This is a genomic window from Hahella sp. CCB-MM4 (assembly GCF_002260525.1).
Taxonomy (GTDB): Bacteria; Pseudomonadota; Gammaproteobacteria; order Pseudomonadales; family Oleiphilaceae; genus Hahella.
On sequence record NZ_MRYI01000004.1, the window covers coordinates 124,666 to 147,827 of the forward strand.

Sequence of the window (23,162 nt, forward strand, 5' to 3'; positions counted from 1 at the left end):
CTGTAACTGCAGCCCCAATCATATGTAGGTCACTTTTTGATCTAAATAAGCCTTTTACACCTTTATAGTAATCAATTGGTGGTGGAATATTTCAGTTCGTTCAAAAAGCTACGCCGCGGTCTCGCAATGTTTCAGGACGAATAATTTTATTGATCTCAACTTCAAGTTTGTTACCCTCAAGGGTTCCCTGTGCGTCGTCTCTATTCTGAATTTTTTTGTTTGTAATATTGTTACGAATGATAACTCCGACTGTCTCAACGAATCGGAATTCTATGGCGTTGGGATAAGAATGAGCCTGGAATATGCGATTGCCTTCAATCAAGGTATTCGGGCTTTCTTCGATAATGATGGATGCATCTGCATAGGGATCATCATTATCGTGATGCAGAAATACGTTGTTTCTGATTATCCCTCCTTCGTTAGGCCGATTGGTCAGCCCGAATCCAACTCCCCGGTCACAATCGATGATGACATTGTTTTCAACCAAAGTGTCTTTCGTACGATTCCAAAAGTGAATCGCGTGCTCTGCTACATGTTTTGACGGACTGGCGATATCACGAAACGTGCTGTTACGAACAATCCAGCCCTGCCCCCCATGAACGTCGATTCCACCAATGTAGAATTGGGGGCCTATGCCGTCTGAATATTCAAACACGCAGTTGTCAACAATACCGTAATCACTGGCAATCCTGGTGTCCCGGTTGTAACTCACCTTTAACAGCTGCTCAAACCCATCACGCAAAACACAATTACGGATACTTGGGAAATCCGCATCCTGTTCTCCTGCGATCTGTATCAGATGATTACCAGCTTGTTCTAACGTGATGCCATCAAGCGAGAAGTATTTTCCGGACACCCTGATGAGGTTATCCACTCGCTTGGTTTTTCGCATTCCATTGCCTCGTATGATGACTTTTGACCTATCGCCGTTAAAGGAGGCGATGGAAATATGACTTCCTGTGATCACCAGGGTTTTACTTATTTTATAGACACCATCCATTAATAACACTGTGGTAAACCCTAGCTTATTCGCTAATTTAATAGTGTTTTGCAGTTCTACGGCGTCTTTAACAATAATGGTGCTGGAAGGTTTTTCTGCAGCCCCCTCTTTAGGAGAGCTGCTGGCGAGGGCTAAAGCTGGTAGATAGAGGGCCAGCGACACTGCCACAATAATGAAGAATTGGACGATCAGTGCCGCTGAATTATGCTGGGTTGCAGCTCCCATATCGAAGACCCCACTTCACTGAATTCTAGTTTCTCATCTTGATGATCTTGGCAGGGTTGCCTGCAACGATGGCATAGTCCGGGATGTCACTAATTACCACGGATCCGGCACCGATGATGCATTTCTTCCCGACATTAGCCATGATCAGGGCTCCGTTGCCAATCCAGCTGTCTTCTCCAATGGTAACTTTGCTGAACTCCCCTCCCTGTTCACGTAGCGGAGTGTCGAGATCAGAAAAGTTATGCTGGCCTTTCCCGCTCATAATATGGACTCCACTGCCCAAAAGGCAATTGGCCTCAATTCGGCTTTTCCCAATATTGCACTGAGGACCGATATAGGTGCCTTCCAATATCTCAGTATCTGTCTGGGAAAATATGGTGCCGAATGAAATAACCACTTCCTTGTCGCAACGGGTCATGGCAACCCGATAAAACCCCACCCTCAGGTAGTTGCCGATCATTCCTGGAAAAAGGCTCATCAGTTGAGAGTACCCACTGAATAACCGATCCTTGGATATTAGCACCGAGCCAATCAGGTAAAGAATGGAAACAGGACTCGCCAGAACAAGAAAAATCGTGAACATCAACTCTTTGACAGCGGATTTCATCCTGCAACCTCCGGCATATCCGCTTTTGTGTCCCTGTCCACGATCTTACCAGTTGCAAGCAACTCCTCAAATGGCTCCAAGATACCCCTCCAGGAATAGACTCGTTGAATAGTCTCCAATGCGTTATCAGCTACCTTCTGATATAAACCGGAATCAGTGAGCAGCTTCTCAAGCGCTGCCATGAAGTCATCAGCCGTGTCTGCCAACAAAATATTTTCGCCTTCCTGATAGCGGATTCCCTCCGCACCCATCGGGGTGGCAATCACGGGAATGCCACATGCAAAAGCCTGCAGCACCTTATTTTGCACTCCCCGTGCAATCCGAAACGGTGCCACAAAGATGGTTGAGCGATCGAAATACGGCAGTATATCGTCCACGAATCCCGTTACCTGTACCCCCGGCTCCTTTTCCAGGCTTTTGACTTTCTCATTTGGATTCATGCCTGCTATGTAAAACTCGGCATCCGGCCATTTATTCAAAATAGCTTTCCAGACATTCTCGACAAACCAGACAACTGCATCGACATTTGGCGAATAATCCATCACCCCGGTAAACAGCAATACAGGCGTGTCCTTTTGCTTCTCTTCCTTAGAAGGCCTGAATTCGTCGGGATCCATGCCGTTCTCAATGGCATAGACATTGTTGGTCGTCGCTCCATATTGCCGGAATAGCTCTGTTTCAGCCTCGGTGACAAACAAGCAGGCATCAAATGATTCGGCGATTTCCTTTTCAAATTGAAAAATAAGTTCAGCCTCCCGCCTGTAAATCCAGCTCATCGGAAAGGAACTACGTTCCGCATATTGCCGCCACTTATCTGAATCCAAATCCATAAAATCCATGATTAAGCGCGGCTTCTTCCCCTTGCGGTCAATAGTCTTCGACCGAAAGACATATTCCGCCATACTGGAAGCGGTACACACTATCGCGTCATAGTCATCAGATTGAATATGCTGATCAATCTCCTGTTGCAACGGCTTGCTGTAAAAGTTAGCCACACTCAGAGCTCTGCCGGTCAAAAGTCCTGTTAGCAAACGTAGGGATTTATATTTCAGCTTTGAGCCAAAAACTTTTACCTTGTATCGGCGTTCCAGCTCCTGAAAATGCTTTATTTCATCTTCATCTTCGTAAGGCGCTACCACTGTAATGCTGTGGCCTTTCTCTACCAGGAACTTGATCTGATGGAATGTCCGGATCTTTTCACCTTTGTTCGGGGGAAAAGGAACACGATGGGAAATAAACAATATCTTCACGATACAGCAGCTCCACGGTTTACTGTACTGGGCTTGCCACCGGTTTTTCGATCCCGGCAGACCGCCAAAAATAACAACAGATAAAACATCCAATTAACCCTGGGCGAATCCAGAGGATCTCCAAACATCCCAAAAGCCAGATAGCTGACCACCATACTGGCAGTTGCCACCCACAACATACTGTGCTCCCCGGAGCTGCGGATACTTCGCTTCATGAGGGTAGCGAACATAAGGAAAAAGAGAAGAATGCCCAATGCTCCAAGCTGGTAATAAATGGACAGGTAAATGTTCTTGATATGCCAAGGCAGGTGTTTGAAGTCATGATAGAAAAACCAATGATCCATCCCCGCTTCAAAATTTCCGTTTTCCAGCAATGCTTTCCCTGAAGGCGCAGAAATACTGACAGACTTCACCTCTAGCAGAGATTCACCTTTCTTAGGCCTTACGATAAAAAGAGTGGGCAACTTACCAATCGCGGGAGGCTTACCGACATTCTTGGCGTTCAGCTTGACGGTATAGCTCTCAAACTCATCGGCCGGATTAATCGACAGGGTTTTGCCGGAACAATTAACATCCCAGCGATCAAAAATAATCAGGTTCCGTTCACAGAAAGCCACTCTGATTTCCATCTCGTCACTCGCCCGCGCCTCGATATCAACCTGATAATCCTGGCCGGCATCGGCTTTGACCCGCTGACCAATGACCTGGTCTCCGCCTGGCCCGATTGTGAGGACCTGACCATCCAAGCCGGACTCATATATCGAAAAACTCCCGACCTCTCTCACCAGATCGGGGTTGTAGACCAGATAATTAGCCGTAAAGCTTCCCAGTCCGTTTCCGAAAATATGATCTGACCAGGACCAGGGAGAAGATGCAATGACACTGGACCAGTGATTCATCCTGGTCTGCCAGTCATTTTCAACAGTTTCCATTCGGGTCTGGATTCTGCTACCTCCCAGAACCAGACACAATGCAAATGCCAACATCAGTGTGAACAGATTCGCGTAGAGGTATAAACGACCATTTTGGACTTTTTGCCGTCCGTACAAAAAGGCTGACAAAGCAATTATGACAGCCGTCCCCACCAAGAGCCGAATGCGGTTTTCTGGAGAATCATCCACCCATTTACTGTCGACAAACGAATCGTAATTAATAAAGGCTGCCATTAGAGCAACCGCAACCAACCCAAGCCAATAGAACTGACCTAGCCGATCCCTGTTTCTTGCCACAGCCAGGCCGCCAAACAGCAATACACCGCCGGCAATGAGAACGTAAAAACCCGTGACTTTGTAAACAAACCACAACCCCAGAGCGAACCCCGTAAATAGAATGAACTCCACCAGCGATACATGGGGGACTGCAGACTTGCCGGCACGGGAGTTCCGGTAAAGAGCCAAAGCGACAAACACAGCAATTGATATGGCTGAGGCAGCATAAGTAGCCCGCGTAAAGCCCATCACGACGCAATAAAAAACAAATCCGAGGCAAAGGACCGACATTAACTTGGGCTTCTGCGTCCGAAACACAAAGATCCCCAATAAATTAAGCGGCAAGAGCAGCAAAAACCAACCGTCCAGGCTCTCCCCACCTGTGTGCATATCCGCCAGAAGTCCGGTCACCCGATAGGTTGTCGATAAATTGAGAAATGAATTCGCAATCTTGTAGGGATCGGTACTTGTTAGAAGCAGTTCAAGCGTGCCCCGCTCCCACAGCACGATCATAAATAGTGCAACACTTGCCAGCCAGGCTCCAACCACCAGGGATTTCATGGTTCTTACAGGGTTGTCCAGAACCTCCTGCCTGAGATAAAGAGACAGCACAAAACCGATTAGAATGCCCTTGGCAACCTGGTAGTAGTAAAGAGAGGAATAATATGGATTTCCCTTCGATGGAAATAACAGCTCTCCATATGGCACCGTGGCCACAGGCACCAAAATCAACAGGATGTAGGCCAACACCAACCATCCTGGAAAGAAGGATTTCCACTCACGAGAGAAACCGCTTCGAATACCGGCTGCCCCCACAGTAACAAGGAAAACCAAATCCAGTTCATTAAAAATAAACCGACCGGTATAAGGAGCCAAATTGATCGTTACACAAAAGACCGGGAGCAGGATCAGCCAGCCATAAGGAACTGCCAGTAATATCGCAGCATAGACAGCTAATGCCCCCAGCAAAATCATTTGGCTGACTGGAAAAAAGGTTCCGAGGTAAAAGCCAGAAACAAGAGCCAATGCCCCAAATGCGATAAAGAAGACCCGAGGAAAACTAATGTGAGAATTGCTCATGCAATTAAAAGAACCTTTTCGTATTGTGTCCTTTGTCCGAAGGAGTCGTCTTGCCCTATCACAAACAATGAACCTGAATCCCTGAAGTTAAGACAATCCAAGCCGGAATGTAATTTCCGGCTTTCTCAGTAACTATTTGTCTCAACGATCAAAATTGCCGGATATTTTACCTAGAAACAGTGTCAAAATTATAGATGAGGCGACTTTTTAGAAGAAAAACCTTAACTTTGAAAAAACATTCACCCAAACGGATTTTTGAATGCCAAAAACTATGGTAGTTTTGCTTTCGTTCATCCACGGGTCCGTTTTCGCACCCCATCAGCAGTGTTGGAAAACCAAATGAAATTAGGCATTGTCATTCCCCTGAAGTCAAAGCAGGTATCCAGAAATTGGCAGGTAACCTGTGAGAGTCTGAAGAAAACAGTGGGATCCCTATTGAATCAGACCAATACGAACTTTGACTTTATTGTTGTGGGTCATGAATGTCCGGACCTTCTCAAGGATATGAGCTGGCAGGGTAAGCCTGTCTTTCATTCCATTACAGAGATTGCGCCTCCTAATTTCGAAGGGGTCACCCAGGACGACTATACCAAAGACAAAAACAGCAAAATTGCCAAAGGCATCATGCTGTTAAAGGAACGCAACGAGGAAGTTGAATACTGGTTTCCTCTTGATGCTGACGACCTTGTAAGCAAGCAGCTGGTGTCGACTATTGATAGCCTTCCAGCCGTAGCGGGAATGATCCTTGACGGCGGCTTTCTGTTCTACAACCGTCAGAACCGGATTCTTCCCTGTAGCCAGCTGTCTCAATACTGTGGCTCCACAGGGATCATTGCAGATCAATATATAAACTGTCCGGACACATTCTCTCAGGAGTCTATTAGGTCCATTCCCTTCTGCCGCTATTCTCATATGGGACTTGATAAGTTTTTTGAGAAAGAAGCCAAAGCGCCTTATAAAGTAATACAGGATAAGCTGGTCGTATATATTCTGTCGCATGGGGACAATATCAGCGATGGGTATAGAGAATCAAAGCTGTCACAGCTGAAGGCTTATCTGAAGCCATACTTAAAAGGCCGTAAACCAGGCAAGGCTTTTATGGAAAGCTATATGTCGTGATACTAGCTTCCGATAATGTAGCGACTGTAATGTCCTAACATACGTTTAAGTGTCAGTATTATTAACACACAGAACAATAACGTCGCTATTGCCACCAAGCTATATATGAATACATTTCCCGACACCAAAGTGCCGTTAAAATAGGAAATCGTCATCTTTCCGCCGGTCAATATATAAGAATGGATAAAAAATATTCCAAAGCTTGTATCTGCAACAATACCGATAAACTTCGATTCAATTCGCTCACCAAGACGAATAAAGAGCCCAAGAAAGAACAATGACATCAAGGTTTTCTGAAGAAAGTTAATGTAGGTCATTGTTCCTTTCATAAAATAAAACTCGTACAAAGCCAATACAATGACGCCAATCCCTGTGATCATTAAAGTGCTGTTGCTACTCAGCTTTGGATTCAGCTCAACTTTGTATCGACTACAAAACATACCTAACAGATAGACCGAAAAGAAATGTGCAAAACTGGCATAGGCATAGCCCCGGCCAACAAAACATGACAACACCACAAAGATCGGCAGCAGGTAATACACCTTTTTATTTTTGTCCAATACCATGAGCAGAGGGGCAACAACATAGAAAAGCGTAATCATTGGCACGAACCAAAGCGGCGCCAGATGCTTACCCGTGATATAGAAATAAAATACCTGCAACCACGTTGGGTTATCGTAAAAACCCTGCCACACCGTTTGACGGTGCATCACAAAAACAAATATCGCAATCGCAGGAATTGAAATGATTAGATAAGGCAAAATAACATTCTTTATTTTGCTGGAGAGATATTTTCTGGTTTGATATTTATACGACAGGTGTTGAAACAAATAACCAGCAATAAAGACGAATAGCGTACTGCCGTTGCTCACCAGAATCCGTAGCGCTCTTTCCAGGTTGCTTCCGTCATCCCACACAAATGCGTCGATAGCATGTCCGGCAACGATAAAAAAGATTGCCAGCGCTCTGAATGAGTGTATATATCCCAGAAACACATCCGCACCTCTCACGAAACTGAAATTAGATCGAAGAGCCAGATACTACACAGCTAGCAGAGGGAAAGGCGCCAAACTTCAATTCCCCTTCCCTGCACTGATGGCGTTGTTTTTTGAGAATAGCAAGGCAATTCTGTAGTGTAAATTATCGCCAGAGGAGGACTGGTGTTTTCTTGAACAACTCGACAAAAACCTCAATAATCATTGCTGGATATCTGGTTCTGATCGGCAGTAGAAAGTTCCATAGAAGAATTAAAAAACCTCACAGAGGCCTTTTCCCGACTATCTGGTGCCCCATGAAAATCGACTACAGTAACGTCGTTAAGCCCGAAACCTATACGTTTGACTTCTGCGTATTAGGGGGAGGAATTGCCGGAATCATCACCACCAACGAACTCGTCAAGAAATGCCCCGATCAGAGTATATGCCTTATTGAAAGCGGCAGTTTTAGCCTTGATAACCCTCATAACAGGGAGCTAAAGGAGGTACTTTTTTCTGATCTGGCGATCAAGAAAAACTCCCGCGAATTCGCCCTGGGAGGAGCAACCAATACCTGGGGAGGGCTAAGCACTCACTTTGAGGAGTTTGAAACCCGGGGACGGGACTACTTGGAAACCCATGATTGGCCAATATCTTACGAAGAACTGAGCCAATATTACCGGTATGCGTCAGAACACTATCAGTTTACCGATACACTCGATGAGTCTACTGAAAAGAGCCGCTATTTCGAAAATTTCAGAAAACGTGTCTTCTTTGCCCAGCTCGAGCCGGTCAACTATGCATCCTACCTGAACAATGCGGTTCACCTGATTTACAACGCACATGTGACTGAACTTCATTCAGAAGGCGAGACAGTGACGAAAGCCGTTATCAGCAATGCCGGCACCCAAATAACCTCATCGGTTCAGGCGAAGACTTTTATAATAGCCCTCGGCGGCATCGAAACTGTCCGGCTGCTTCTCAACTCTCAGGTAAAAGGGGCATTAACATTAGGCACCGAAGGCCAGTTACTAGGCCGATATTTCATGAACCATCCCAAGAGTGAATACGGCCTGCTGAAATTGAACCAGCCAACCCCCATCAATGATTATGTAGGCACCATAGACCAAGGTCGTTACAAGTACATAGGTATCAGCCTTCCCCTTGATATCCAGAGAAGTCAGCGGCTTCTGAATAATTATGTACGCTTTGAACCGATTCTCCCCTGGAGTGACGACAAAGTTGTGTCCGCCGTCATTTCCTTTCTGATGAACAAGCGTACTTTCTTTAAAATTTTTATGGCGCTTTATCAGCAGAAAGAAGTCACTATGCTCGATTTCAGTGAAACAGGAGACACGGATCACCTAGAGAGAGTTGAGCGCCGGAGCAGACTGAAATCAATATCCTTGGCAGTACAGTATCTCTATTACCGGTTAACGAACAAGAAGCCGAAAATCACCACTTACCGAATCCGGAACTACATCGAGATGGAGCCCCGCTACGATAACCATATAACGTTATCGGAAGAGGTGGACCTATTTGGAAACAGGAAGGTTCAGGTGAACTATTCACTCAGCGAGAGAGAAAAGAGAACGATGCTTCTACTGCACGAAAAAATCAGTGAGCATCTCTTGGAGGTAAATATTGGAGACCTTCACAGCAAATTAGAGGATGAAGTTGACTGGCCAATTGCCACAGACGCGTCACATCACATGGGGGGAACGATAATGGGAGACTCGCCAGACAATTCAGTGACGAATAGCGATCTGCGAATCCATAGCATCGAGAATCTCTACATTGCCAGTAGCTCAGTGATGCCAACGGGCGGGAGTCATAATCCAACCTTTACCATCGCCGCTCTGTCCTGTTATTTGGCGGACAGGCTTTCCAGGAAAGTCCTGTCCGCATCCCCTATTCACGACGAGGAAGCCACGGTCGGCACACATTGACTCAACAGCTAATCTAGGCCTGATTGAGGTCGTAGTTCTCGTGAAAATGGACATTGTCAGCGTGGCTCATACTGCTCATATAAACCGCCTTGTTCTTAAAGTAAGATCCGGCAAACAGATGAACCTCTTTCTTCAGAAGATATCCGGCGATGGATACATGCAAACGATCGGTATAAATGACCTCGTATTTATTGATTTCCTCAAAGAAACCTTTAGCGTCAGTCAGGTAATTTCCTTTCTTGCTCAAGTCGAGGTTCGTCTTAGGAATCTCAATTTGCTTCGCACTTTCATCATCTGTTCTTAAGAAATATCCAACGCCTTTCCCGCATGGACCCTTGTAAAAGTCATCACCGATAAAAAAGGCCATATCATGACAGAAATCCGCTTGCGGCATATTCTCTTTACTTTGGAATTCGTCCCGGCGGTAGAAAGTCGTATTGTCGATCGAGTATGGCGTTTCATAGCTGGACGGTAAAACAAGCACTTTGAACCTGTTTTTCAGCTTTCTCACATAGTTTTCTGAATGATTCCAGTGACTACACCAGGCTCCGCCACCGCCATATATAACAGTTCCGCCTCTCAAAAATGGAAGGATCCAGTCTTTCTTGTCAATAGACAGCTCTTTGTATTTCAAGCCGATATGGTCAAAAAACTTGAGCGTTCCGTGTCTGATGAGACCATCCCCCCAGTTACCATAGTTGGCCAGGTAATAGACGGGTTTGCCGTTGGTAATTTCGTTGATTTTTTCTTTGAGTGAAGCAAATTCTTTTTGCATTAATATGTTTCCAGACCGCTTTGAGATTAAGAGATTCGAACCCGTTTTCGACGACTAAAACTAAAAGTAGTTACGCTTCTGCACTCTGCTCATGAACCATTTGAACTCTGAAATAAAGCTGCCAATCAAGTCTTTCAGGATCATAATGAAATCGGGTTTTTGGGTATTTAAAAACTCATTACGAGGAAGATTAAAATCACTGCAGAACTGTTCGTCACAAGGGAGCCCGTTAGCTTTACCGCTTTCACCAGACCAGTTCTCTCCAGTCCCCAGCACCCAGCAGGCAGCCCGGAATTTAAAGCTTTGCGGCGTAATCCCCATGGACTTGAAGTAATTGTAGTGCTTAGCGTGATTTCCCAGTATCTCGTATATGTAATGCTCATCCAGAGTATTGAGCAGATCCTCTTTTGATGAGTTTTCAGTTAATTGAGGGTGTTTGCTGCTCTCACCCTGCTCCAATATAAACTCATAATCGTAGGCAAAAGTGCTTCCGCAATATCGGGTGAGGCCGGCTTTCTTCTTGTACTCTTTCTCTGAATACGAAACGAAATACCCTTTGTCCACATACCAGACTTTCGCCTTTGGACTTTCTTCCAGGGTTTTGACGATGTCTTTATGGATCCAATCATCCGCATCGAATATATAGACATAATCAGGCGAGTATTTTTTAGAATACAACAGCCCTGAATACAGCTTGCAGGCCTTATCTCCTGAATTGGCGGAAAACTGCAGAGATGAAGTATTCTGTCCGACCGCAGGTGGAGGAAAGTCAACGACGTGATATTCGATCCTCGGATCGTCGTACTTGTTTTCCGGCACCTGATTACAGACAACGACCACCTTGAAGTTGTCACTGGTCTGGCCACAGACAGTTCCCAGAGTAACCTTTAGAATCTTCTCTATCTGTCCGTAATCTTTTGCGTTCTCAGGGTGTCGTATAGAGGTTAAGAATACAACCATAAAGGTTCCTTGAATCTTGTCTGTTTGGTTTTAATAGAAAGCTTTCATTCAGCTGGATTTGTTTATACGACGCCTTTTATTTAAATATAAAACGCCTGCTGCGCCCAGAATCAATAAAATGGGCAAAGGCCATTTCATAAAATAGGCAAATTTCTCAAAATAATATTTCTTCGTGATGAAATGTGAAACGCCATTCCAACGTTGATAGTCCTTTCCGTATAACCAGTTAAGAGTGTTAACTTCCTTTTCAGTATATCCCTCGGCGGAATAGAAAGCCCTTACCAGAGCAGGAGAACTGTTTATTTCATCAGTAGAATATGGAAGGGCCACGCCAAAATCCGGATCAAATACCCGCGTTGCACCATCATTGAAACTGGCCTCAATCACGACGTGACCCGGGAAAGTAATGATCTGGTTTGGAATATTCTGCTGATTCAGTATTTGGGACATGACCATTGAAGCATCACCACAGATCCCGATACCCCGCTTCAAGCTGAGATCGTAGTTCGCATAGTGATACTTCTCAAACTCGGGAATGCCTGATACCAATGCCATCACATAAAGGAAATAGTTCTCCCATACCGGGATTCTCTGATTATATTTACGAGGATCTTGTTCCTCATTCCACTGAATATGAGCAAGGGTCTGTGAAATGACAAAGGTCATACGCTCAGCGTACTGTTCTTCCGTCTCCCCTTCCTTTCTTGGAATCGCTTTTTTAGCATCGTCATAGGTCAAAGACACGTCGTTGTGAAAACGCAATTCCGAATCCTGAATGGTAGCAGGACGAATATCCTGAGTAAGACCATAAATATTGATGAGGAGGAGGATCCCTCCCAGGAGAATAGCCGCGAATGCGGTAATCTGGACTACTTTATCACTCTTCATTTCAAGCTATCCGTTCACCGTTAACCGGACGTTCATCGGGTCTATTTTCTTCGGATTCTCCTGGACCTTCCAATGTCTTACACTTTTTCAGAACATACAGGTTATAGGCACAGGCCGAAAACAGTACCAGCCAATAAAGTACCTCAGCCCTTAATCGATTAATAAACGTCATTGCCAGCAAAAAGGCAATACAGGCTGCCTGCAATGCCACTATTTTAAAATACTCATCAACATGATTTCTCTTTCGGAGCTCTTTCTTACACAAATTTAAAGTTCTCCACACCACCACCAACATCATGATGAGCCCAATCAGTCCCGGGTACCCTATTTCTGATAACGCCTCAAACCATGAAGAATGAACGGTTCTGTTGATTTTTCCCCCGGTGTTAAAACCATATGGAATATAAAACTCCGCGTAGTGGTTAAAACCGTGAAATCCAGCTCCGAAAGGATGATCCTTTGCCATTTCCCATGCGGCTTTCCAGAAGATAGTGCGCGTAGCGGCATTTTCATGTTCCTCTGATACCTGGGTATTGGTGATCGTTTTCATTCGTTCGATAAAGGATTCATCCACCAATGTGGCTGCTCCCATCAACCCAAACAGCGTGATAAAAATAGCTGTCGCCTTTTGGAACTTTCTCTGGAATGAGGAAAAGTACATGTGATACATGAAAAACAGCACACTGGCAGCGACACCGAGAAATGCACCACGGCTGTTGATGAGGACCAGCCCGTTGGCTATAAACAGTCCGGCAAATACAAATATGCCCTTCGCCATCTTGCTCTTGTGAATCCAGAAGTAATAGAGGCACAACACAAGACTGGGGGTGATAGCGGCAGCTATACCGTTGGCATCAGGTGAATCCACCGTACCAATGCCCTCCACACGGCCACCGGCGTTCCTGCCAGTCTCAAATGCTACCCAGCCGATGTACCAACTGCCGAAGATATAACCGTATATAATGGCGTTAAGCTTGCCTTCGGAATCAATCAGCTTATAGGCAACGGAAACAATAATGATCAACTTAATGAAGTTAATCATGTATTCAAGATGATACTGTGGGAGTGCCGCGTAAAAGTATGCAAATGAATATAGGAAAACGATGAAGTACATCCATTTGAACTGCGGCACGTCAAAAAGCCGGTTTTCTTTAAAGTCCTTGTATTTGAAAAGGAACAGCACCAGCATCAGGCAGACGACATAAAACGAATAACTCAGATAGGGAACCAGCCCTCCCCACCAACGATTAGGTGGGTTAAAGAAGTACACGGCCTCATAAAGTACAAACGCATAAACAGGATGCCTGAATACTGCAAACAGACTTCCTGCCATATATGTCGAGAAGAAAAGTATAACGTTAAGCATTTTGTTACTTCCTGGCCGTTCGGCGCTCTTACCTCGCTCTCCGCTTCTTAAGCAAAGACTTTCGCCACTGCCACTGCAATTGAATCTCCCCCACTATCCTCTGGTGAAGTTTATAGTAGACCTTCTCCAACGCGGAGGGAGCCACTTTATCCCCTATCAGTTGATAGCCATGCTCCTTCAGAGTCTTGCCAGCCACGTGCTCTATTAGTGCAATTTCACGGGATGAGAGCTTGGCCTGCCACTTTTCCGCCAGCTTTTTATCGGGTGACTTATTGGTATTAGTATTATGAGGGTTCTCCTTGAACATTGCCTTTTTCTTGTCATATTTCAGCATGTCTTCATCAAACGGCAGCGACAAGTGCTCACAAATTCTTCGAAGCTCAACCTCCATATTGGCGACTAAATCCTCAAACCTGAGTACCAGTACATCGTCGGGGTATTTCCGGGCAAATTCCATTTGCTGATGAATTTCATCCTGCCAGCGGATAGCTCCGGTATAGGCATTGGTCCCCAACCCCCATTTATTTTCGATATAGGAGTTAACCACCCCACGCCCATCCCGAATAATCAAAAGAAACTTGCTTCCCGGGATAAAGGCCTGAAGCTCATCAAGATACTCTGAAAACTCTGGGTCCTTTACTCCCCAGACCGTCTTGTTTTCTTTTTCCAGCAGGTCTTCAAGTGAACAGCCGTGCCGTTCCTCAATCTGCCTGTCCATCAAAGATAAAATGGACTCGGCGTTTTTTGTTCCTGTGAAGACTTTCTCCACACTGATTTCGTTCTGAATAAAAAGGTCTTTATGGGTCGAGAGAATGCGAGTCAGCAAGGTAGTCCCGGCCCTTTGTGTGCCCAATATAAATACCGGAAACTTAAGATTTTTCACTTCCATTCATAACTCCTGATCAAGGACTACCTTTGTTTTAAACATATCTATTTTCCATACCGCCTTGCTACCGATATGGCTTATGCCCCAGCTATTTTTTCCGGAGCATCCCTAAAATTCGGCCCAGCATTTCTTGTATTTCAGACGCCAGAGGGTGCTTGATTAATATAAGCGATGTCAGCCAGACAACCCCGGTTGTCACTCCCAGTACTGAGACCGTTATGATGACAGCTGTCGTCTCGAAGTCCATCAGCAGATCCAATACATAAGCCCACCCGACACAAACAGCGGCGACGATGAAGTTTCCAGCATAGCGGGTTAACTGATCTGTCACTTTTATATCGAGCAGTCGATGCAATACAGCTGAGACCACAAGAAAATCGATAAAGCTGACAAACACCATTCCCCATGCAACTCCAGCCAACCCTTTCTGGTACTGGAAATACACGACAATGGCAGTAATCACCAGCATTACCAGGTCTTTCTGGAACATGACTTTTTCATGGCCGGTCGTCACCAGCAATGAGGGGCTGAGTACGTGAATAAAGCGGAAGATAGCCCAGTAACTTAAAATCGAGACCAGATCAGCACTCTGTTCCCATTGGCTTCCAAAAAAGAGTTCGATGACCGGGCCACTGGCATATCCCGCTACCGCGAGCACGGGAATCAGTATTCCCCCAAGCAGTTTGGAAGCATTCAGGTAGGGTTCGGCCAGGCTTTGCCCCATCCGCTTCTTATCGGCAAGATAAGGGGCTACTACCGGCTGAATACCACTATTGATAAACATGGTTAGGAAGCTCAGGAAACCCAGGCCTCTCGAGAAATAGGCAACTTCAGAGTTTGTGCCGAGCTTACCGATAATCAGGTCAGGCACCGAGATAGATATCTTTCGGAACAGATTAGAGAAGGTAACAAATATGCCAAATTTGGCGATGGATCGTATCCCTGAGAATGTCATTCCCAATCCAAAATGTTTTGGGCGGAAAAAGATCACCGCGAGAAATTCAACAATAAATCCGACCGCATTCGAATAGGCAAGGGAAAAATAGCTATATCCCAGCATAATAAAGGCAATCGCGGATGCAAACTGGGCAAACTGGCTTGTGGTTTCGATAATAAACCGCTGTTTGAAATGGAACTCCCTGGCCATCAGCGATTTCGCTATTCCCACGTGAGGAGACAGGAAGAAGCCGATTGATAACACCTGAACCAGGAACGCAATATCTTCCTTGTTATAGAAGCCTTCAATACTCCAGGAACTTAAAACCAGAACAGTTCCAGTGGTCCAGGATATCAGCACACTCAGCCCCAGTGCCCTTTTTACCTTATCCGCATCCAGCGTTTCTTCCCTGATCAGGTATCCACCCACACCAAATGATTTCAGCTCGGCGGCAATCAGGGAGATGGCACTGGCAATAGCAAACACACCAAGCTCATCCGGCGTCAAAAGTCTGGCAATCAGAACAATAGATGCCAGATTGATCGCGTGATTGATGTACTTTGAAAAAGCTGAATAGGCTATCGCTTTATAAACTTTGCTCATTTCTTCTGATATGTCAGGGTTACTACATAATCCAGGGGCAGATGTCAGGTCCCGTAACGGGATCCGGTCTGCGCTGGAGCCATTTATTACCGTCGGTGAAGATTGCTAACCGCCCTGCCGCATTCTGCAGGACCTCCAACCACTGATATTGATTGGCATGCCTTCCCTGCACAGATAATTATGCGTAGACACCACCGTTGTCGGCAGGCAGCTACCGAGCAATTGATGAAAGCGATTTTTGGAGGATTAGCCCTTAAAAAATTTGCGGGTATTATAAGGATTAGTGCGTTGAATTACGTAATATTTATTCCTTAATTTTAAATTTTTTACCGTTTGGGGGAGCTAAAGCCTGATTTTTACCACCAAAAGGCCTAGTACCCCCTCAGGCAGCCGAGTTCTGCGTACGGGTAACGGCTGTTCTCACAATGGCCGAAAAAAATGTCTTCCAATAGGATAAATTGGTTTTTTCGAGAAGCACGGCCCTCCAGAGTGATAAAGCTTCTTCCTTATGCCTTTTCTGGTCTCTTAGAGAAATCGACAGTGACCAGGCCCATTCATGGGCCAGCTTTTCCCGTAGAGCAGCTTTTTCACCTCTTGTGCTGACGTATGGAATCAGGCTTGAATAGCCTCGAATATGGGTTCTGGCACTACGTTCACGTTTCTCAGGATCCCCACCAGCGACCAGAGAAATATGAGAGTCGTGAACATGATAGATCTGTTGAAGCTCTTCCACATAGGCAAATGTAAAACCGGCAAGAACGACCCTCACCGCAAAAAACTGGTCGTAAGCGGTTCTGTAACTGGGATCGAACCTCAGACTGCTATAGATCTTTTTCCGCATCATTGCACATTGCGTGCTTCCAGGAACTCGATGCCGAATAGCAAACTCCCCGGCTCTGGGATCTTTGAATACCTTTAGTCCCCCCTCCCGATTTTCCTTGTTCAAACTCAGAAAAGGATGAGGCTCACCGGACTTCGTCAACATATTTGAAGCTTCGACGATTTCACCAGTTATATGGTCTATTCGTTGTATTTTCCCGAAGACCCAGTCGACATCCGGGTTATTTACCAACAGCCTGGTCAATTGGGAGATATGATAGGGAGTCCACTCGTCGTCGCTGTCCTGGAAGGCGATCAGCTCGCCCCGCGCGTGATCAAGCCCGTTGTTGCGGGCGTCATAATGTCCAGCATTGGCCTGCTTCAGAAGCAGGATAGGTTTTGGAAACTGGTCACGGTGTTGCTCAATCCATTCTACCGTTCCATCAGTACTTCCATCATCGACAATAATAACTTCGTAATTATCATAATCTTGTGAAAAGATGGTATTAAATAACTGAGGTAGAAAATCCAGCCGATTATATACAGGCACAATTACACTGACTAACGGATTGCTGTCGGTCATGCTGCTTATCCCATATAGGGCTATAGACAGTACCAATACAACTTATTTTGGACTTGCTATCAGCCTCCAAGCCTTATTAATTATTTTTATCACTGTTCTTTCCAGATAAGCCGCTTCCTCTGATACAGATTTGCACAGAGTCAGAGCTATAAAAATAAAAATAGCATAACTAGTCACAAATGAGGAACCATATCCTAAAAGTCGAATAATCGAACCGTATTCTGATATTGGCAGGAACCCCGCCAGCTTGGCACTCAACATTGCCAATAAAAAGGAGCCTACAGCCCCGATTATCATTTTGACCGGTGCCAACCGGTATATCCTGCTTAAATACACACCAAGCAACAGAGTTGCCCCACACCCCAGAATTCCTCTGGCCAGGGCAAAATTGGAGATACTCTCATTTCTTAGCGCTAACAGCCCGGACACCACCACGATCAGGCTGAAAAGGTCAAACAGAAACGCTGTTTTCACCTTGTTACAGGCAATCAACAACTGTTCGAGTACCAACAGGAACGGCAAGTAATAGGCAATCAGAGAAAGGTGGCTGACGATCTGATAACTCTCTGTCCATTGCGTCCCCAGAAGAGTGTCGACTATCGGCCGGGGAAACAGCCACATGAAAACCACAATGGGAGTGATGATCATTGCTACCAGCAACAGGGATACCCTGACCTGAAACTCAAGCGATGATCTATCATCAAGGTTCTTTGAATAAGCAGCCAGCAAAGGCTCGATTGCCGGCATCATGAGATTATGACTGGGCAGCATCACGATATTTCTCGACACGTGATACTGTCCCAGCATCGCTTGAGGGTATATCAGAGACACCAGAAAGGTATCTGCCTGGGATCTTGCGTATCCCACAATACCTTTCACCACCATCCAGCGGGAAAACACCCATTGGACACGGAAGTTAAGGACAGACAGTCGCGGCCTTCGATGATCCAGCCAGTATGAACCAATCGTCATCACCAGTGCTGAAATAATATCACCGATGATCATTGCCCAGTAACTTCGGTAGAAATAGGCAATAAGAATAACCGTCACAAATGAAATAATTTTCTGTAGAACAGAAAGTTTGAATACGACGTTATAGTCAAGCTCTTTCTTGAGAACGATCAGTCCTGGATTTTTCAGTGCGTTTATCGGGAGTACACAGGACGCAACAATGATCGCGAGTGTAAGATCCGGGTTGTCGTACCAGGACGCCACAAAAGGTGCGACGATCGATAAAAGGGCAAACAGCGCGGATTTGACTAGAATGTCGAGCGTCCATGCCGTATTCAGGTCAGCATTGGAAACTGCTTTTTTTTGAATGATGTACTGCTCACTTCCCACATTCGACAGGACATCAAAAAAGTAGATAACAATGGAAGTTAGCGCAGCTACCGCGAAGTCCGAAGGGGTAAGCAGCCTTGCCAGAATCAGAAGACTGACAAAACCGACAATTCTCTGGAAGAGTTTGGCTGCCACTGACAATGAGGAGCTTCCCAGCAGACTAGCAGCCATATTTGCCATAATGAGTCAGCTACACCGTCAACATTAATTGCCGGGCTTGTTCGGCCAGTTTCGACCAGTCGAGATTTTGCTCTACGTGCTGACGCCCCGCTGCTCCCATGGACTTTCTCTGCTCAAGATTACTGAGCACCTCAATGATCTGCCTGGCCAACGGAGCCGGACTGGTACAATCGACAATATAACCGGTCTCGCCCACTTTCATGGTTTCTGCGGTTCCACCTGAATCGCCGGCAATGACCGGTTTAGCGCAGGCCTGGGCTTCAACCAGGACCATACCAAACCCTTCAATGTCTCTTCCAACAGTCCGATTAGGCAGAACGAAAACATCACACTGCTGGTAGCATTGCAGCATCTGCTCATCAGATAACTCCGACATCATGGCGACATTGTCTGTCACCCCCAGATCAGCCGCCAGCTTCACCAGAGCAGCCTTTTCCTCTCCTTCGCCGATGATGGCATAGAGAATGTCAGGGAACTGCTGACGTATCTCTGGAAGCGCCTGAATCAACATGTCCTGACCTTTCCGTAACTGCAATCGACCGACCGTGACGACAACAGGCCTCTGCCCCCAGCCCAGGCTATCCCTGACCTCAGCGTCAGGTGCGGCAGGCACAAAATAGCCGGCATCCACTCCGGGATGAACCACATGGGTCTTTTCTCTGCTGGCATGCCAGGTATTCAGGACAATATCAGCCGTGTTTTGACTGTTGCACACCAGTTTTTCTGCGCCGCCCAGTGAGCGATGGACTATCCAGCTCAACTCTCTGCTGGTTGCCGCAGTTTCGACGTCTTCACCATGGATATAGCAGATATAGGGAATTCCCATGGTCTTGCTGATCAGATAAGCTACAAATCCTTCCGGGAGGCAACGTCCACAATGGATGACTTCGATCTTTTCCTGCTTCACCAGTTTCCGTACAGCCCAGTAAACGCTCCAGTAGAACTTCAGGCCAACCAGACTCCTTAAGCCCCAGCTGGTGGAACTTAAAGGTAACCGAAACGTCTTAAGCGGATTTTTCTTATCAAAGGCAGCAGCCTGCTCATTATTTCCGGCAGCCACAACCACACGATCAGACGGAAGGCGGTTATAGACTTCCCAGAACCAACGCCCGCTCCCTCCTTTTACGGGAGGAAATATTTCACTTAACAATAAGGTCTTTTTCATCTTGGGCCCTGCTCAGGAACTCTCGCCTAATAACGTGTTCAGGTTTCTTTCGCATTCCATCTCATGCTCGGCAAACCACTGATCGTCAGCATACTTCTTCCATCTGTCTTTGGGGGGAGCCTGGATGATCTTGCTGAGATCTTCCACTGGAGCATCAGTTAATCCAATCACCTTGAACATAGCCTCAAGCTCCTCTTTAGGGCGCTCATTTATGGCTTCAAAACTGACGCTGTGATCGCAGTATTTTTTCCCGAACAGGTAGGAAAGTTTCCAGAGGTAGTAAAACCGCTGGTACGGGTGTGGAGTATGCCGCTTATCCAGCACTGGATAGTGCCGAGCCAGATCTTCGCACCAGACATCCAGGTAAAAAGCGTCACGGTAGGTTGTCTCAACATCCCGGGAGTTCATGAGGCTTTCATCAGTCAGGAACGAACACCACTGGTCTCTCGGATGACGATAGAGATGGAGAAATTTGGCATTGGGGTAGTGCTTCCGCAACCAGGGTAATCTGAAATCGATCCGGTTAAACTGAAGTACCGGCCTCTTTGGTGCTCTCACTACCAGCTCTTCAATGAAACGGTTCATCTGGGGATCCCAGGCATTTTCCATCATCAACAACCTGGAGCGGATCCAGTCCTCGTTATAGAAGGGATCCAGGTCGTCCATGCCATCAAATTCAGTCCAGTAGTCGTTAACCCCCCGATGCGTGTTATCGACCCTTTCCCCCCTCACCTCGCGGTTGAACCAGCGCCTTTCATTAAAGGGCTCATAGTACGAAGTGCAGGATCCGGTCTGACGAAAAATGTTCCACAGGAGCGTGGAGCCACTTCTGAACCGGCTGGAAATAAACACGATATCGTCCCGCTCAGATACTGCCTTGTCATCTTGAGAGTGGGAAAAATAAGGTTGCCCCAGGTTGGGCAAATCCGGGAGACGCTGGGTAGTATCCTGGATTTTGTCCTCAAGCATCTGCTGTACAGAGGGCTGGGACAGAAATTTCTGATATATCCTGACCGATAGGTCTTTTACTTGAGTCTTGATTGACATAATGAAGCTACTTGTTCCCGAGCGCCTGTAAATAGAGTTTCTGATAGGCGGATACCATACTTTCCACCGAAAACAGCCGGTCGAATCGATCCCGGGCTTTGCACCCCATCGACTGTTTGTCCTGAATATTCCGACATAGATTGACAATCGCGTCAGCAAAGGCCTCAGCGTTGTCATTAGGCGTCACCAGCCCGGTTACCTTATGCTCGACAATTTCAGGGTTGCCACCCGCGTCCGTCACTACACAGGGTTTCCCCAACGACATCGCTTCCAGCAATGTCATCGAAGTGCCTTCGCTCAACGAAGACAACAGATAAATATCCATTAAAGCCAGGTACTTCTGTGGTTTGGGGTCGTATCCGGTAAAGATGACGTCTGACTCCAGCCCTAACTCCCGGGTCATCTCCGCCAGGCGATCCCTTTCATCACCGTCTCCAACAATCACCAATTTTGCCGGAATCCCGGAGTCGAGAACCCTCCTGAAGGCTTTCAACATCATGGGATGGTTCTTGATGGGATCCAGTCGCGCCACAGTTCCCAGGCACACCGTGTCGGCACTGATCTTCAATTCATCACGCAGCCTGTTCACCTGTTCAGGATCCGCCTGTAAAGCTTTGATACCGTTGTAAACAACCTGGATATCCGGTTCCGGCAGATTTTCAAATACCGCCAAAGCGGTTTTGGTGGCGGCTGAAATGGCAGTGGTAGCAAACGTGATTCGATGCAGCCAGGGATTGACCAGCTTGCGTTTCCAACTGCTACTGTCCGGATAGAAACGCCCGTGTTCAGTAAATACGACCCGGGCCCTGGTGAAAGCTGCAGCAAGCACACCGTAAACATAGGGTGTGTACTGATGGCAATGCACAATATCGATATCATGATCTTTAATATGCTTTCTGATTTCCCCGATCAGGTTGATATCAAAACCGGGTTGGCGAGACACCGCCTTGATCGATATCCCTCTCTCCAGCAAATCATTTGCAAACGGCCCCAAGGGAGACTCAATGCAGAAGATGGACATTTCCACCACCGAGGTATCTGCATTCTCAACAAGGCTTTTAATGACCTGCTCCGTGCCTCCGATTCTCATATCGTAGGTCACATGCAAAACTTTGATAGCAGCACTTTTGTTCAATTCATCCACCACTAGGCTGCATTAAGTGAAACATGTGATTTGGATTGGGACACCTTGAACCGCTCCCTAAGATTCATAAAGGGCAGCTCAATGGCCCGGTGAAGCACTTCAGAAATCACCATGGTGATTGCCAATGCGACAATCATATAGATAACAAAAGGAGCTTCCGGCATAAATTTATGGCATGCCGCCAGTGCTTCCGGATGCAACAGGTACATGGAGTAGGACCGGGTCGAGACAATATTGACTCCGGTAACCACTGCCTTCACAGCCGGTGCCGGTTTGGGAGACGCTGCCCACAATACCCAGGAACCAAATATCAGAGACAGGAAAAACGGCGATGGAGTACTCGCATCGACAGAGGGAACATACTTAAGGACAAACACCCCGATAAACACCGCGATAGTTATCGGCAGAACTACCCTGTTGAACCGCACCAGTTTTTCCCACAAGGCCGTTTTATTGGCATAGATATGAGCCAACATCACTCCCATGATGCAGCAGTCCCAACGAACATGAGTCTCATTACGGTGGCCGAACATCTCCAGCTCCCTAAAAATCGAGGGTACAACCAGCAACACAAGAAGGAGAATCAACTTGGCGTTGGGAGACAGTCGCTTACTGAAGAGAAGTAATGGTGCAATGGCCAGATAAAACTGTTCCTCAACACATAACGACCAGCTGATACTGAAAAAATGCAGGGGGTAGTCATAGTTCTGGATGAACACGAAATACTTGTAGGGAAACTCAAAGTTCTCTTTGGTGATGCTCAGTTGAATCACCGTGAACACCAGCACAACATAGTATGCCGGCAAAGTTCTCATCCAGCGTCTTATCCAGAAACGGGAAACGTTTATATGCTGGGTTCTATTCAGCTCCTTGAATAACTGGGACCCAAGCAGCCAGCCAGACAATACGAAAAACAGATCAACCCCAACACCGCCGGTCTGCAGAGGCCGTAAGAAATCGGGGGACCCATAACTGTTCACTCCATGAGCCAGAATAACCAGCAATATGGCAGCAGCTCTCAATATATCCAGTTTAAAGATTCTGTTCTCTATCAAC

At 46.4% G+C, this 23,162-nt stretch carries 19 protein-coding genes; 2 read left to right on the forward strand and 17 right to left on the reverse strand.

Features of this window, described 5'->3' with window-relative positions:
• Positions 1–100: 100 nt before the first annotated feature.
• Genes BTA51_RS10325 through BTA51_RS10340 form a run of 4 tightly spaced genes read right to left on the reverse strand, consistent with a single transcriptional unit; the run spans position 101 to position 5,370 of the window.
• A complete protein-coding gene (locus tag BTA51_RS10325) occupies positions 101–1,225 on the reverse strand; it encodes a right-handed parallel beta-helix repeat-containing protein (RefSeq protein WP_210404805.1) in 1,125 nt (374 codons plus the stop codon).
• A gap of 25 nt (positions 1,226–1,250) precedes the next feature.
• On the reverse strand, positions 1,251–1,832 hold the full coding sequence (locus BTA51_RS10330) for a DapH/DapD/GlmU-related protein (protein ID WP_094707374.1): 582 nt from the start codon (positions 1,830–1,832) through the stop codon (positions 1,251–1,253).
• The gene (locus tag BTA51_RS10335) at positions 1,829–3,082 is read right to left on the reverse strand and encodes a TIGR03087 family PEP-CTERM/XrtA system glycosyltransferase (protein WP_094707375.1); all 1,254 of its coding nucleotides are present in this window, start codon (positions 3,080–3,082) and stop codon (positions 1,829–1,831) included. The genes BTA51_RS10330 and BTA51_RS10335 overlap by 4 nt, the downstream gene beginning before the upstream one ends.
• Positions 3,079–5,370, reverse strand: coding sequence for a hypothetical protein (locus tag BTA51_RS10340; protein WP_094707376.1), 2,292 nt, complete (start codon positions 5,368–5,370; stop codon positions 3,079–3,081). Before BTA51_RS10340 ends, BTA51_RS10335 begins: the two co-directional genes overlap by 4 nt.
• Before the next feature lie 339 nt (positions 5,371–5,709).
• On the opposite strand from BTA51_RS10340, the gene BTA51_RS10345 reads away from it, so the two are divergent.
• Positions 5,710–6,489 (forward strand): glycosyltransferase family A protein, encoded by a 780-nt coding sequence (locus BTA51_RS10345; protein ID WP_094707377.1) that lies wholly within the window; start codon positions 5,710–5,712, stop codon positions 6,487–6,489.
• 2 nt (positions 6,490–6,491) lie between these two features.
• On the opposite strand, the gene BTA51_RS10350 is transcribed toward BTA51_RS10345, so the two are convergent.
• Positions 6,492–7,484, reverse strand: a complete 993-nt coding sequence (locus tag BTA51_RS10350; protein WP_168188126.1) for an acyltransferase — start codon at positions 7,482–7,484, stop codon at positions 6,492–6,494.
• Positions 7,485–7,780: 296 nt separating this feature from the next.
• Here BTA51_RS10350 and BTA51_RS10355 point away from each other — a divergent pair, with 296 nt between their 5' ends.
• Complete coding sequence (locus BTA51_RS10355) at positions 7,781–9,412, forward strand: GMC family oxidoreductase (protein ID WP_094707379.1); 1,632 nt, start codon at positions 7,781–7,783, stop codon at positions 9,410–9,412.
• 13 nt (positions 9,413–9,425) lie between these two features.
• On the opposite strand, the gene BTA51_RS10360 is transcribed toward BTA51_RS10355, so the two are convergent.
• The 12 genes from BTA51_RS10360 to BTA51_RS10415 all read right to left on the reverse strand — a co-directional run bounded on the left by BTA51_RS10360 (position 9,426) and on the right by BTA51_RS10415 (position 23,161).
• Positions 9,426–10,187, reverse strand: a complete 762-nt coding sequence (locus BTA51_RS10360; RefSeq protein ID WP_094707380.1) for a polysaccharide pyruvyl transferase family protein — start codon at positions 10,185–10,187, stop codon at positions 9,426–9,428.
• Between the two features lie 60 nt (positions 10,188–10,247).
• A complete protein-coding gene (locus BTA51_RS10365; protein ID WP_094707381.1) occupies positions 10,248–11,147 on the reverse strand; it encodes a glycosyltransferase family A protein in 900 nt (299 codons plus the stop codon).
• Positions 11,148–11,195: 48 nt separating this feature from the next.
• Complete coding sequence (locus BTA51_RS10370; RefSeq protein WP_094707382.1) at positions 11,196–12,035, reverse strand: hypothetical protein; 840 nt, start codon at positions 12,033–12,035, stop codon at positions 11,196–11,198.
• A 1-nt stretch (position 12,036) separates the two neighbouring features.
• A complete protein-coding gene (locus BTA51_RS10375; RefSeq protein ID WP_094707383.1) occupies positions 12,037–13,401 on the reverse strand; it encodes an O-antigen ligase family protein in 1,365 nt (454 codons plus the stop codon).
• Positions 13,402–13,429: 28 nt separating this feature from the next.
• Positions 13,430–14,290, reverse strand: coding sequence for a sulfotransferase (locus BTA51_RS10380; RefSeq protein WP_094707384.1), 861 nt, complete (start codon positions 14,288–14,290; stop codon positions 13,430–13,432).
• Between the two features lie 85 nt (positions 14,291–14,375).
• Positions 14,376–15,827 carry an oligosaccharide flippase family protein gene (locus BTA51_RS10385; protein ID WP_094707385.1) on the reverse strand — a complete coding sequence of 484 codons (1,452 nt, stop codon included), beginning with the start codon at positions 15,825–15,827 and terminating at the stop codon, positions 14,376–14,378.
• 382 nt (positions 15,828–16,209) lie between these two features.
• Positions 16,210–17,229 carry a glycosyltransferase family 2 protein gene (locus tag BTA51_RS10390; protein WP_094707386.1) on the reverse strand — a complete coding sequence of 340 codons (1,020 nt, stop codon included), beginning with the start codon at positions 17,227–17,229 and terminating at the stop codon, positions 16,210–16,212.
• Between the two features lie 42 nt (positions 17,230–17,271).
• Positions 17,272–18,750 carry an oligosaccharide flippase family protein gene (locus tag BTA51_RS10395; RefSeq protein ID WP_094707387.1) on the reverse strand — a complete coding sequence of 493 codons (1,479 nt, stop codon included), beginning with the start codon at positions 18,748–18,750 and terminating at the stop codon, positions 17,272–17,274.
• 10 nt (positions 18,751–18,760) lie between these two features.
• Positions 18,761–19,915 carry a glycosyltransferase family 4 protein gene (locus BTA51_RS10400; protein WP_094707388.1) on the reverse strand — a complete coding sequence of 385 codons (1,155 nt, stop codon included), beginning with the start codon at positions 19,913–19,915 and terminating at the stop codon, positions 18,761–18,763.
• A gap of 12 nt (positions 19,916–19,927) precedes the next feature.
• Complete coding sequence (locus tag BTA51_RS10405) at positions 19,928–20,962, reverse strand: sulfotransferase (protein WP_210404806.1); 1,035 nt, start codon at positions 20,960–20,962, stop codon at positions 19,928–19,930.
• Between the two features lie 7 nt (positions 20,963–20,969).
• Positions 20,970–22,097 (reverse strand): glycosyltransferase, encoded by a 1,128-nt coding sequence (locus tag BTA51_RS10410; RefSeq protein WP_246840992.1) that lies wholly within the window; start codon positions 22,095–22,097, stop codon positions 20,970–20,972.
• An 11-nt stretch (positions 22,098–22,108) separates the two neighbouring features.
• Positions 22,109–23,161 carry an acyltransferase gene (locus BTA51_RS10415; RefSeq protein WP_168188127.1) on the reverse strand — a complete coding sequence of 351 codons (1,053 nt, stop codon included), beginning with the start codon at positions 23,159–23,161 and terminating at the stop codon, positions 22,109–22,111.
• Position 23,162: the final 1 nt, after the last annotated feature.